Genomic DNA, 11,891 nt, shown 5'->3' on the forward strand with positions numbered 1-11,891 from the left:
GGAACTCTGAGATGAGTGTTAAGATCGCCTTTATTGGCGCGGGTTCGACGATTTTCATGAAGAATATCATCGGGGATGCACTGCATTTTCCCGCGCTTGCGGATGCGGATATTGCGTTGATGGATATTGATGCGGGTCGGCTGCAAGAAAGCGCCGCTGTGGTGCGCAAGATGATTACGACGATGAACGCGCGTGCGACCGTATCCACAACTATGAACCAACGGGCCGCCCTTGAAGGTGCGGATTTTGTAGTGGTGGCGTTTCAGATCGGCGGCTATCAGCCCTGCACCGTGACGGATTTTGAAATCCCGAAACAGTATGGATTGCGTCAGACCATTGCCGATACGCTGGGCATTGGTGGCATTATGCGCGGTTTGCGTACGGTGCCGCATTTGTGGCAGGTGGCCGCGGATATGGCCGAGGTTTGCCCCGATGCGTTGATGCTGCAATATGTGAACCCGATGGCGATTAACACATGGGCGCTTGCGGAACGGTATCCGCAGGTGAAACAGGTTGGCCTGTGTCATTCGGTGCAAAACACGGTGGAGGAATTGGCCCATGATTTGGACCTGCCCAAATCCGAAATTGACTACCGTGTTGCGGGGGTGAACCACGTGGCGTTTTTCCTTGATCTGGAACACAAGGGGCAATCGCTGTACCCGCGTTTGCGCGAGGGATATCACGCAGGGGCTTTGCCAAAGCCACCGCTACTGATGCCGCGTTGTGCCAATAAGGTGCGGTATGAGGTGATGGATCAATTGGGTTATTTCTGCACGGAAAGCAGCGAACATTTGGCGGAATATGTGCCATGGTTCATCAAAGAAGGCCGTGCCGATTTGATCCGCGATTTTTCCATACCGCTCGACGAATATCCCACCCGTTGTGTAGAGCAGCAGGCAGATTGGGCAAAGCAGGCAGCGGCGCTCGACAAGCAAGCGGAAATCCCTGTGGAAAAGAGCCACGAGTTTGCGGCCGAGATTATGAATGCGGTGGTGACGAACACGCCCTATGTTATTTACGGTAACCTGCCGAACACAGGCCAAGCACCTCAACTGCCACGGGGGGCCGCGGTAGAGGTGCCCTGTCTTGTGGACCGCAACGGGGTGCAGCCGAGTGTTGTTTCAGATATCCCACCGCAGCTGGTGGCGTTGATGCGTACGCAGATTAATGTGCAGGAATTGGTGGTGCGTGCATTGGTGGATGAGGATGTTGAACACATCTATCATGCAGCCATGATGGACCCACACACCGCAGCCGAGCTGGACCTGCGCCAGATCCGATCCATGGTGGATGATCTGTTGGTGGCGCACGGCGATTGGCTGCCAGAATTTGCACGCAAAAGGAAAGCGGCATGAGCGAGAATGTGACGTTTCACGACCTGAAAGATCAGTCGGTGTTTATCACGGGGGGTGGCTCTGGCATTGGGGCGGCGCTGACGGATGGGTTTTTGGCCCAAGGGTGCAAAGTGGCCTTTGTGCAGCGATCTGATGCGTCTGCGTTTGTCGCAGAGATGGAGGCGAAACACGGGTCCGCACCGCTGTTTATCAAATGTGATATTACGGATGTAAGCGCCTTGCAGGGGGCCATGGCACAGGCGGCACAGGCCCATGGCGATATCACCGTAGTTGTGAACAATGCGGCCAATGACGCGCGTCACAACCTTGCCGATATCACATCCGAAAGCTGGGACGCAGGGCAGGCGGTAAATCTGAAGCATCATGTGTTTACGGCGCAGGCAGCGCATACGGGAATGAAAGCAGCAGGGGGTGGTTCGATCATCAACTTTTCATCCGTGTCTTACATGATGGGCAATGCGGGATATCACGGGTATGTGGCGGCGAAAGCTGGGATTACAGGTTTGACACGGGGATTGGCACGAGAGTTGGGCGGGGACAATATCCGCGTGAATGCGCTGATGCCGGGTTGGGTTTTAACGCAAAAACAAAAAGACAAATGGGCCACACCCGAAGGCTTGGCCGCGCATTTAGAACGACAGTGTTTGAAAGAACATCTGGTTGAGGATGACATCGTTGATGCAACGCTGTTTCTGGCCAGTAAGGCCAGCCGCATGATGACGGGCCAAGCGTTGGTCGTGGATGGTGGCGTGGTGGTGACAGGATGAGCATTGCAGAACGTGTTGCGTGGATTGGTGTTGATTGGGGCACGTCGAACCTGCGGGTGTGGGCGATGGATGCGAGCCATGATTTGTTGGCAGAGCGGTCATCGGATCAGGGTATGGGTGGACTGGACCCTGACCGGTTTGAACCCGCGCTGCTGGCCATTATTGACGAGTTTTTGGTCGAAGGCCGCGCAACACCTGTGATCTGTTGTGGCATGGTCGGCGCAAAGCAAGGCTGGGTCGAGGCCGACTACGTTGCCGTGCCAAGCAAACCGCCAAGTGGGGATGGGGCAACCCGTATTTCAGCACGCGATCCGCGCATTGATGTGCGCATTTTGCCAGGCATGAAACAGGTGGCGCAGCCAGATGTGATGCGCGGTGAAGAAACACAAGTGGCAGGGTTCTTGCGTGGCCAGCCAAAGTTTGATGGCGTTTTGTTGATGCCTGGAACACATTCAAAATGGGCGCATATTTCGGCAGAAGAAATCGTTTCGTTTCAGACGTTTATGACGGGTGAGATGTATGCGTTGCTTGCGCGGCAGTCTGTGTTGAAACATTCGGTTGCCGTGACGGGGTGGGATGATGCCGCGTTTGAGGCTGCCTTGTCAGAGGCGATTTCACGGCCCGAAAGTGTGGCGGCAAAGCTGTTTGGTTTGAGGGCGGCTTCGCTGGTTGGGGATCAATCAGATGAGGTTGGTCGCGCGCGCCTGTCTGGCTTGCTGATCGGCTTGGAATTGGCGGCAACACGGCCCTATTGGCTGGGTCAAAACTTGGCCATTGTGGGCGCACCAGAGGTGGCCGCGGTGTATGAAAAAGCGCTCGGTTTGCAAGGGTTGCCTGCACAGGTTTACGATGCGCAACCCATGACACGATTGGGGTTGATCGCGGCCTATGACGGGATGAAAGGGTCCGCATGACACGAGAAATAATCGCCATTCTGCGCGGCGTAACGCCAGATGAGATTTTGCCGATTGCGGATGCCATTCGCGCGGCGGGGATCGATAAGATCGAAGTGCCACTGAATTCCCCAAATGCGTTTGACAGTATTGAAAAACTGGCCGTCGCACATGGGGCAGGGGCCTTGGTTGGTGCAGGAACTGTGCTGACGGCGGAGGACGCGCAGCGGGTGCAAAATGTAGGCGGCGCCATGGTGGTTTCACCCGATTGCAACGTTGAAGTGATTGCCAAGACAAAGGCGCTGGGGATGCAGTCCTATCCCGGTGTGCTGACCCCGACGGAGGCGTTTACCGCGCTCCGCACAGGTGCGGACGGGTTAAAGTTTTTTCCTGCTTCGCTTGTGGGGCCCTCGGGGCTGAAAGCTATGCTTGCGGTGTTGCCCAACGGCACGAAAACCTATGCTGTGGGTGGTGCGGGCCCAGACAATTTCGCCGATTGGTTCGGCGTGGGTGTTACGGGGTTTGGTATTGGTACGGCGATTTACAAACCCGGTGACAGTGCCGAAGCCGTGGCGCAAAAGGCAGCGGCGATTGTGGCGGCCTATGATGCAGGTTGAGGTTTTTGATAATCGGCAATGCGTGCTGGGTGAGGGACCGTTGTGGCATCCCGTGCGCGGTGAGTTGTTTTGGTTTGACATCCTGAGCAAGAAAATGATGACGAAAACGCAGGAATGGGTGTTCGAGGAACACGTTTCTGCGGCAGGTTGGATTGACACGGATCGGTTGCTGATCGCAAGTGAGACGGCGTTGTTTACATTCGACCTGCGTGATGGAACAAAAACGCATGTGGTTGATCTGGATGCAGAAAACCCTGTGACGCGGTCGAATGACGGACGCGCGGATCCCCAAGGTGGTTTTTGGATCGGAACTATGGGCAAATCGGCGGAGCCGAACGCTGGTGCGATTTATCGGTACTATCGTGGGGAAGTTCGCAAGCTGTTTGGCAACATCACGATTTCCAATTCGATCTGTTTCGCGCCGAGCGGAGATCGGGTTTATTTCACAGATACGCGGCTTGGGAAAATCATGACGATGGCGCTGGATGATGATGGCTGGCCCACGGGGGCGCCAGTGGTTTTTGTGGATGTCTCAGGGGACGGTTTGAACCCCGATGGCTCCGTTGTGGATGCCGAAGGATGCCTGTGGAACGCGCAGTGGGGCACGAGCCGTGTTGCGCGATATGCGTCTGACGGGACGTTTCTGTCTGCGGTGGAAATTCCTGCGAAACAAGCGTCCTGTCCTGCCTTCGGTGGGGCGGATTTGCGCAGTTTGTTTGTGACATCTGCGGCTGACGGCCTGAGCGGAACGGACGAAGGTAAGACCTTTGCCGTGAAGATGGATGTGCAAGGACAAGCTGAACATCAGGTGATGCTATGAAGCGCACGCTTGGTTGCTGTTATTACCCAGAACATTGGCCGCAGGAGATGTGGGCCGAGGATGCAGCACGGATGGTTGCGGCAGGTCTGACGTGGGTTCGGATCGGCGAGTTTGCTTGGTCCAAGATCGAGCCTGAATACGGGCGGTTTGACTGGGCGTGGCTGGACAAAGCGATTGCGGTTTTAAACAATGCGGGGTTGCAGGTTGTGCTGGGCACGCCCACAGCGACGCCCCCCCGATGGATGCTGGATCGACATCCTAACATGTTGGCCGTTGGGGCCGATGGGATGGCACGCAAGTTCGGCTCGCGGCGGCATTATTGTTTCAGCCATGAGGGGTACGCGAAAGAGTGTGATCGGATTGTAGAGGCGGTGGCCAGGCGGTACGGCACACAGGTGGCAGCGTGGCAGACGGACAACGAATATGGCTGCCATGACACCACGGTCAGCTATTCCGATGCAGCGCGCCTGGCTTTTCAGGATTGGTGTGCGCAGCGGTATCAATCGCCCGATGCACTGAACACGGCATGGGGCAATGTGTTTTGGTCGATGGAGTATGCCGAGTTCGAGCAGATTGACCTGCCAAACCTGACGGTGACAGAGCCTAACCCCGCGCATGTGCTGGCGTTTCGGCGGTTTTCGTCGGATCAGGTGGTGCGGTTTAATCGGCGGCAGGTGGATATTATCCGCGCCCATTCGGATGCACCCGTATCGCACAATTACATGGGGCGCGTGACGGATTTTGATCATTTCGATGTGGGCGCTAATTTGGATATTGCCACGTGGGACAGCTATCCCTTGGGGTTTTTAGAAGATCGGGTAGGTGCTTCGCCAGACCGACAGGCGGCGTATATGCGGCAGGGGGACCCTGACTTTCAGGCGTTTCACCACGATCTGTACCGCGCAGTAGGACATGGCCGATGGTGGGTGATGGAACAACAACCCGGACCCGTGAACTGGGCACCGTTCAATCCAGCCCCACTGGTGGGAATGGTGCGATTGTGGACGTGGGAAGCCTTTGCCCACGGTGCGGAGGCCGTTTGTTATTTCCGCTGGCGGCAAGCGCCATTTGCGCAAGAACAGATGCACGCAGGACTATTGAGGCCAGATAGCGTCGACGCGCCTGCAATGGGCGAGGCCATGACCGTGGCCGCAGAGCTGAAGGATGCGCCAGAGGTGGCAAAAAGTGCCGCGCCCGTGGCGTTTATCTTTGACTATGACGCGGAATTTGCCTGGGACACACAGCCACAAGGGCAGGGGTTGTCGTATTTTGGGTTGGTATTTGATCTGTACCGCAGCCTGCGAAAGTTGGGTGTGTCGGTGGATATTGTGCCACCGAGCACGCGGGATTTCTCTGGGCGTAAGTTGGTTATTGCATCTGGGTTGATGACCATAGGCAACGATTTGAAAGCGGCGTTGCTGGCGACCGAAGCGCAGGTTTTATTGGGGCCACGCACGGGTGCGCGCACAGCGGAAATGGCGATTCCTGTGCCATTGCCCCCCGCAGTGGACGGGCTGGATGTGACAGTGACCTTGGTGGAAACCTTGCGCGCGGATCGGCCAATGGCCTTGGCTGAAGGTGGGGCATTCCAAGGATATCGCGAGGAAATCGAGGGCTCGGCAGACGTTGTTGAAACCCTTACGGATGGGCGCGCGGCGGTGATGGTTTCAGGGGCCGTAACGTATCTGGCAGGCTGGCCAGACGAGGATGCGGCAGTGCGGATCATGCGTAGGCTATGTGATGCAGCGGGCATTGCAGTGATGGATTTGCCCGAAGGGTTGCGGGTGCGCGACACAGGGAATGAACGTTTTTGGTTCAACTATGGAGCCCAAGCTGTGACGTATAAAGGTCGTGAGTTTGCGCCTGCTGACGTTGTGCGCGAGGTGATTTAAGCGTTTTGGATATTTACGCTCAAAAGAAGACGGGATGCGTTATTTTTCGACCATGATCGTGACGGGGCCATCATTGGTGAGGCTGACTTGCATATCGCCGCCAAATTGGCCTTTGCCAACGGATACACCGTAGTTGGCAATGGTTTCACACAGCAGATCGTAAAGTGGTTCGCCCACATCGGGTGGGGCTGCGGCGGAAAACCCAGGGCGATTGCCCCGAGAGGTGTCAGCGGCAAGGGTGAATTGACTGATGATGAGGGCGCCGCCATTTGTGTCGAGCAGGGAGCGGTTCATGCGGCCATCGTCATCCTTAAATATACGCAGGTTAACGATTTTTTTGGCGGTGGCGGCGACGTTCTCTGCGGTATCGCCCTGCATCGCACAGGCGAGAATAACGAGGCCAGGGCCTGTTTCGCCTATAACCTTGCCGCCCACCGACACCGAGCCATGAGTCACCCGTTGCAACAAAGCACGCATATTAGGGCAGCTTATCCGTAAGAATATAGGTCAGGCATTGCGCCACTTCTTTGGCGGAATAACAGACAGCTTGGGCGGCCGCATCCACTTCTTTTAGGGCGTGATTGTGCTCTTCCATTTGTAGAACAATCAAGGATTTGCCAAGCGCGTGGGCGAAGCCAGCATCGAATGCGGCATTCCATTGTTTGTATTTTTCGCCAAAGCGGACAACGACGATATCGGCGTCTTTGATGGCTTTTCGGGTGCGCATGGAATTGAGGTGCGCGCCTTTGCTGTCGTGCCAAAATTTGTTCGGTTCTGCGCCCATGATCGTCACACCACAATCATCTGATGCAGCGTGATCTGTGACAGGGGCTGTGAAGGCGATGTCGAGATTATGGGCACTGCATTCGGCAATGATATCTTCGCGCCAAGAGGTGTGGATTTCCCCTGCAAGGTAAACGTTCAACTTCATTTTACAGTCCATCCACTTTCTTCATCAATTCTGCCAATTGTTGTTTCACCGCAGACAGCTCTTCGGATTCGGGTGTTGATTCTGGCTCTTCTTTCGGCGTTGCAGCACCCGTATTTTGCATCTGCGGCATCCACGCGGCCATCATGGATTGCATCATATCAGCCTGTTGTTTTTGCCAATTCCCCGCTGCGCCCATACCAGGAATTTTTTCCATCATGGATTGCTGTTGTTGGGTGAACATTTCGTATGATTGGGACAGAAAATCGGGCAACATGCCTTGGGCTGCGGTGCTGTAGGAACGCACCAATCCTGTTAACACATTGACAGGCAACACATTTTCACCCTTGCTTTCCTGCTCGGTGATGATCTGTAACAGAAATTGCCGTGTGAGGTCCTCGCCCGTTTTTCGGTCGCGGATTTCCACGTCATTGCCCTGTTTGATCAATTCAGAGATTTCATCAAGGGTGACGTATTCGCTGGTTTGTGTGTTGTACAACCTGCGGCTGGCGTAGCGGTTTATCAAGATTGGATCGGCCATTTTATCCCTATCATACGCGGTAATGCTGCACCGTAGCGTAATTTGTCAGGGACACAAAGAGAAAAGCCGGAAACGAAAAAGGGCTGCCGGGAGGAGGCAGCCCTAAAATAAGTGGTTTTCGGGGAGGACGAAAACCGACTTTGTCGCGTGCTTAAGCAGCTTTTGCTTTTGCAGCTACGTCTTTGGTTGCAGCAACAACTTCTGCTTGAACGTCTTTGCCTGCAGCAACGAACAATTCTACAGCTTCCAGTTGGGCCGCTTTTGCAACTTCTGCGTAAGCAGACAGTTTTTCTGGCATTGCTTGCGCTTGAGCAGATGCAAAGTCAGAAGCCACTGTTGCGTAAGCAGATGGGTCTTTTTGAATTTTGTTCGCTGCTTCTACAGATTTCAGCGCTTCAGCTGTCCATGCGTTTGTCAGCTCTGCGTTTTTCTTGGCAGCTTCCAAAGCGATTTTGCCCAGCTTTACGTTGAACTCAGCAGCATTTTTTGCAGCGTCGTCGAACATTTTTGTGTCCATTTTGAATGCGCCAAAGAACTCTTCAGTTGCTTTTGCGAAATCGAAGTCTTGTTTAGCCATTGTTTTGATCCTTTGATCATGAATTTCGTTGAAAGCAGTATCGCTTTCGATGAGGGATAACTAAATGCTGCATTGCGGCATTGCAAGGGGTAATTGCTGCGTTGCGGCATAAGTAGGATAAGATATTGTTTTAAATCAAAATATAATTTTAATCTAAGTCATGAATTTTGCAGTCGCAGCATTTCTAGGCGTAAAAAACTCGAGAATCTACGCGTATTCGGGGCAGGAAAAGCCCCTTTGTTATTGGTATCTGGCGGTTCAAGGTCATGTCATCCCGCATATGGATACGATGATTTGACGGGTGCCTCACACGAAAACGGTGTTGTGCCGCCGCCCTGTCAAACCCCGCGATGCGCGCAGGGTCAGATACCTGGCTTCAGAACATAACTACCAGGGGCTGGTTCGATTTCTGGAAATGCCTTTGATCCCAGTTTCCGAGCCTTTGTGGTCTGTTTGTCGTCTTTGGCCAGCCACGCAGACCATTTGTGCCACCAGCTTTCTTTCACAAAGTCTGCGTTTTCTTTCCAGAATTCGGGATCGCGCGGGGGCTCGTCGTTGAACCAATGGCCGTATTTGTCTTTGGAGGCTGGGTTCACGATACCTGCGATGTGCCCGCTTTCCGACAGGATAAAGGTCCGTTCGCCGCGCAGCTTGGCCAAACCACGAAATGTGCTGGCCCATGGGGCGATGTGGTCTTGGATAGTGGAAACGGCAAAGATGGGTGTTTCAATGGCCGCAAGGCGGAGCTTTTTATCCAGCAGTTCGAATTCACCCCGAAACAGTTCATTGTCCACATACAGCTTTTTCAAATACTCCACCGCCATACGTCCAGGCAGGTTCGTGCTGTCAGCATTCCATTGCAACAGATCAAAGGCAGGCGGCGCCTCGCCCATCATGTAGGATCGCACAGCAGGGGCATAGACAAGGTCTTTGGCCCGAAGAAAACTAAAGGTGCGGGACATGAAATAGGATTCAAGATAGCCCGTTTGCGCCACCTGTGCCTCAATCCCTTTCAGAAAACCCGGCTCGAGGAAGTTGCCCAACTCACCAGGTTCGCGAAAATCGGTCATGGTGGTAAAGAACGTGGCTTTGTTCAGTTTTGATGCCTCACCAATTTCGGTCAGGTAAGCCGCGCAACAAGCCAACAGCGTGCCACCGATACAGTAACCCGCCACATTAACCGAGTCTTCTTTGGTGATGTCTAAAACGGTGTCGATGGCGGTCAGCAGACCTTCTTCTAGATAGGTGTCAAAACCGCAATCAGCGTAGTCCGCATCTGGGTTGGCCCAAGAAATAACGAAAACCGTATGGCCTTGGTCCACACAGTATTTGATCAGGCTGTTTTCTTGGCGCAAATCAAGAATATAAAATTTGTTGATCCATGGGGGCGTGATCAAAAGGGGCTTTTTGTATACGGTATCTGTGGATGGCGTATATTGGATCAGCTGAAACATGCGATTCTGAAACACCACAGAGCCTTTGGAAGTGGCAATGTCCTTGCCCACCTCAAATGCGTCAGGATCGGCCAGACGCACGGCAATGCCTTGTTGGTTGCTTTCAAGATCGGCCACGAAATTTTCAAGCCCGTCCACAAGCGACTGGCCATTGGTTTCAATCGCCTTTTCCAACGCATCTGGATTTGTGGCGAGGAAATTGGTCGGCGCGAACATATCCACCACCTGCTTGGCGAAAAAGTTTACCTTTTCCTGTTCGCGATCAGGCAAGTGCGCCATGTCTTTTGTCACGGCTTCGACGGTTTGTGACGACAACAAATATTGCTGTTTGATTAACTTGAAATACGGGTTCTTTTCCCAGTTTGCGTTTTTAAACCGTTTGTCGGTGACGGGTTCGGGCGGCGTGTCCAATTCTCCTGCGGCAATTTGCTGCTGAATTTCGGACCAATTCTTCAGGCTTTGGGTCCAATATCCCACTTGCGCCTCGATTATACGGCTCGGATCGCTCATCATTTCGGCGAAATATGCGGCCGCGGCCTTGGCGTAAAACTGGTAATCGGGGCTTTCAAGCGCTGGACTGTGTGACTTGCGTTCCGTCATCGCGGTAACCATGCGTTGAGTCAAGTCATTGATCTTGGACAGATTTTTCTCGAGTACTTCTTGATCAGGTGACTTAGCGTCAGACATATTTTGTTACCAGAATTGATTGTTTTGCTCTGGTAATTATATACGGCTTTGCGCAAGAGTACACGGACAAGAAATTCCAAGGGCAGTGGTATGACACTTTACGACATGAGCGAGAGCATCCGCCAAACGAATGCGTGGATGGGATCAACAACCAAAGCATTCTGGAGCAACCCTGCCTTTTCCATGACGATGAGCCCGTTTCCATCGCTGTTCGCAGCATGGGGCGAAGTCACCGAACGCGCGTTTGAAAAGGTTGCGGAAAAGCCAAGCTGGGGCATTGAAAGCGTTGTGTCCAAAGACCGCGATTACCCTGTAACCAAGAACATTGATTTACAGCTGCCGTTTTGTGATCTGATCCATTTTGCAGCGGCGCGTAATCGCCCTGTTACGCGCAAGGTTTTATTGGTTGCGCCCATGTCTGGCCATTATGCCACGCTGTGCCGCAAAACCGTGGTCAGCCTGCTGCCCAATTGCGATGTCTATGTGACCGAGTGGAAGAATGCGCGCGATGTACCGCTGTCGGCAGGTAAATTCGATGTAGAGGATTACACCAAATACGTGGTGCAATTCATGAAACATCTGGGCGAAGACGTGCATGTGATTGCGGTTTGCCAACCTGTGCCACTGACCCTTGTGGCAACGGCGATGCTGGCCGAGGATGACAGTTCCCCAAACCCACGCACATTAACGCTGATCGGTGGTCCAGTGGATCCAGACGCGAACCCAACCGAAGTGACGGATTTTGGCAATCGCGTCACGATGGGCCAGTTGGAACACAGTGTGATCACACCAGTCGGATTCGCGTTTCCGGGTGTGGGGCGCAAAGTTTATCCTGGTGCGATGCAATTGGCGTCTTTCATGGCGATGAATGCAGGCACTCACGCCAAGGCGTTTTTAAACCAGATTGGGGCTGTGGCACGTGGCGAAGCATCGGACTTGGACAAGCATAACAAGTTTTACGATGAATATCTGGCGGTCATGGACATGCCTGCGGAATTCTATCTGTCCACCGTAGAACGCGTGTTCAAAACCCGCGAAGTGGCGCGCAACGCGTTTACGATTGACGGCGAGCATGTAGATATTTCTAAGATCACAGAAACAGCCGTGAAAATCGTTGAAGGGGGGCGCGATGATATTTCGGCTCCTGGCCAATGTTTGGCAGCACTTGATCTGTTGCCGAACCTGCCTGACAGCATGAAAGAGCATTTCGTTGCCCCAGAGGCAGGACATTACGGCATCTTTAGCGGCAGCGCTTGGCGCAATGACATTCGTCCAGCGGTGTTGAACTTTATTGATGCGCACAACGGTGCTTCGAAAAAATCTACCAAAGTGACAAAGCTGAAGACGAGTTAATCTGACG

The 11,891-nt window shown here is 53.6% G+C and carries 12 protein-coding genes; 7 read left to right on the plus strand and 5 right to left on the minus strand.

From position 1 onward, the window contains the following. Nucleotides 1-11 precede the first annotated feature (11 nt). The 6 genes from QBD29_RS04970 to QBD29_RS04995 are packed head-to-tail and all read left to right on the plus strand — an operon-like array spanning nucleotide 12 to nucleotide 6,344. The gene (locus tag QBD29_RS04970) at nucleotides 12-1,355 is read left to right on the plus strand and encodes an alpha-glucosidase/alpha-galactosidase (protein ID WP_280100211.1); all 1,344 of its coding nucleotides are present in this window, start codon (nucleotides 12-14) and stop codon (nucleotides 1,353-1,355) included. Then, nucleotides 1,352-2,122 (plus strand): SDR family oxidoreductase, encoded by a 771-nt coding sequence (locus QBD29_RS04975; protein WP_280100212.1) that lies wholly within the window; start codon nucleotides 1,352-1,354, stop codon nucleotides 2,120-2,122. Before QBD29_RS04970 ends, QBD29_RS04975 begins: the two co-directional genes overlap by 4 nt. Next, entirely contained in the window at nucleotides 2,119-3,036 is a 918-nt protein-coding gene (locus QBD29_RS04980) for a 2-dehydro-3-deoxygalactonokinase (RefSeq protein WP_280100213.1), read from the plus strand. Before QBD29_RS04975 ends, QBD29_RS04980 begins: the two co-directional genes overlap by 4 nt. Further along, complete coding sequence (locus QBD29_RS04985) at nucleotides 3,033-3,632, plus strand: 2-dehydro-3-deoxy-6-phosphogalactonate aldolase (protein WP_280100214.1); 600 nt, start codon at nucleotides 3,033-3,035, stop codon at nucleotides 3,630-3,632. The genes QBD29_RS04980 and QBD29_RS04985 overlap by 4 nt, the downstream gene beginning before the upstream one ends. Further along, the gene (locus tag QBD29_RS04990) at nucleotides 3,622-4,452 is read left to right on the plus strand and encodes an SMP-30/gluconolactonase/LRE family protein (protein WP_280100924.1); all 831 of its coding nucleotides are present in this window, start codon (nucleotides 3,622-3,624) and stop codon (nucleotides 4,450-4,452) included. Before QBD29_RS04985 ends, QBD29_RS04990 begins: the two co-directional genes overlap by 11 nt. Then, on the plus strand, nucleotides 4,449-6,344 hold the full coding sequence (locus tag QBD29_RS04995) for a beta-galactosidase (RefSeq protein WP_280100215.1): 1,896 nt from the start codon (nucleotides 4,449-4,451) through the stop codon (nucleotides 6,342-6,344). Before QBD29_RS04990 ends, QBD29_RS04995 begins: the two co-directional genes overlap by 4 nt. Before the next feature lie 39 nt (nucleotides 6,345-6,383). Here the strand turns inward: QBD29_RS04995 and dtd are convergent, their stop codons facing one another. The 5 genes from dtd to phaC all read right to left on the minus strand — a co-directional run bounded on the left by dtd (nucleotide 6,384) and on the right by phaC (nucleotide 10,531). Beyond that, complete coding sequence (dtd, locus tag QBD29_RS05000) at nucleotides 6,384-6,821, minus strand: D-aminoacyl-tRNA deacylase (RefSeq protein ID WP_280100216.1); 438 nt, start codon at nucleotides 6,819-6,821, stop codon at nucleotides 6,384-6,386. Nucleotide 6,822: 1 nt separating this feature from the next. Continuing rightward, nucleotides 6,823-7,275 (minus strand): YtoQ family protein, encoded by a 453-nt coding sequence (locus QBD29_RS05005; RefSeq protein WP_280100217.1) that lies wholly within the window; start codon nucleotides 7,273-7,275, stop codon nucleotides 6,823-6,825. A 1-nt stretch (nucleotide 7,276) separates the two neighbouring features. Beyond that, complete coding sequence (gene phaR / locus QBD29_RS05010) at nucleotides 7,277-7,813, minus strand: polyhydroxyalkanoate synthesis repressor PhaR (protein WP_280100218.1); 537 nt, start codon at nucleotides 7,811-7,813, stop codon at nucleotides 7,277-7,279. Nucleotides 7,814-7,964: 151 nt separating this feature from the next. Further along, nucleotides 7,965-8,390, minus strand: coding sequence for a phasin, PhaP (locus tag QBD29_RS05015; protein WP_280100219.1), 426 nt, complete (start codon nucleotides 8,388-8,390; stop codon nucleotides 7,965-7,967). A gap of 362 nt (nucleotides 8,391-8,752) precedes the next feature. Then, nucleotides 8,753-10,531: a class I poly(R)-hydroxyalkanoic acid synthase gene (gene phaC, locus QBD29_RS05020; RefSeq protein WP_280100220.1), complete on the minus strand. Its 1,779-nt coding sequence runs from the start codon at nucleotides 10,529-10,531 to the stop codon at nucleotides 8,753-8,755. A gap of 90 nt (nucleotides 10,532-10,621) precedes the next feature. On the opposite strand from phaC, the gene phaZ reads away from it, so the two are divergent. Beyond that, nucleotides 10,622-11,884 carry a polyhydroxyalkanoate depolymerase gene (phaZ, locus tag QBD29_RS05025; RefSeq protein ID WP_280100221.1) on the plus strand — a complete coding sequence of 421 codons (1,263 nt, stop codon included), beginning with the start codon at nucleotides 10,622-10,624 and terminating at the stop codon, nucleotides 11,882-11,884. Nucleotides 11,885-11,891: the final 7 nt, after the last annotated feature.

It is taken from the genome of Amylibacter sp. IMCC11727 (genome assembly GCF_029854195.1).
Classification (GTDB): Bacteria; Pseudomonadota; Alphaproteobacteria; order Rhodobacterales; family Rhodobacteraceae; genus Amylibacter.

What these genes read in the sequence shown, in the direction of transcription:
- QBD29_RS04970 (WP_280100211.1), top strand. Translation starts at nt 12, where the DNA reads ATGAGTGTTAAGATCGCCTTTATTGGCGCGGGTTCGACGATTTTCATG.
- QBD29_RS04975 (WP_280100212.1), top strand. Translation starts at nt 1,352, where the DNA reads ATGAGCGAGAATGTGACGTTTCACGACCTGAAAGATCAGTCGGTGTTT.
- QBD29_RS04980 (WP_280100213.1), top strand. Translation starts at nt 2,119, where the DNA reads ATGAGCATTGCAGAACGTGTTGCGTGGATTGGTGTTGATTGGGGCACG.
- QBD29_RS04985 (WP_280100214.1), top strand. Translation starts at nt 3,033, where the DNA reads ATGACACGAGAAATAATCGCCATTCTGCGCGGCGTAACGCCAGATGAG.
- QBD29_RS04990 (WP_280100924.1), top strand. Translation starts at nt 3,622, where the DNA reads ATGCAGGTTGAGGTTTTTGATAATCGGCAATGCGTGCTGGGTGAGGGA.
- QBD29_RS04995 (WP_280100215.1), top strand. Translation starts at nt 4,449, where the DNA reads ATGAAGCGCACGCTTGGTTGCTGTTATTACCCAGAACATTGGCCGCAG.
- dtd (WP_280100216.1), bottom strand. Translation starts at nt 6,821, where the DNA reads ATGCGTGCTTTGTTGCAACGGGTGACTCATGGCTCGGTGTCGGTGGGC.
- QBD29_RS05005 (WP_280100217.1), bottom strand. Translation starts at nt 7,275, where the DNA reads ATGAAGTTGAACGTTTACCTTGCAGGGGAAATCCACACCTCTTGGCGC.
- phaR (WP_280100218.1), bottom strand. Translation starts at nt 7,813, where the DNA reads ATGGCCGATCCAATCTTGATAAACCGCTACGCCAGCCGCAGGTTGTAC.
- QBD29_RS05015 (WP_280100219.1), bottom strand. Translation starts at nt 8,390, where the DNA reads ATGGCTAAACAAGACTTCGATTTCGCAAAAGCAACTGAAGAGTTCTTT.
- phaC (WP_280100220.1), bottom strand. Translation starts at nt 10,531, where the DNA reads ATGTCTGACGCTAAGTCACCTGATCAAGAAGTACTCGAGAAAAATCTG.
- phaZ (WP_280100221.1), top strand. Translation starts at nt 10,622, where the DNA reads ATGACACTTTACGACATGAGCGAGAGCATCCGCCAAACGAATGCGTGG.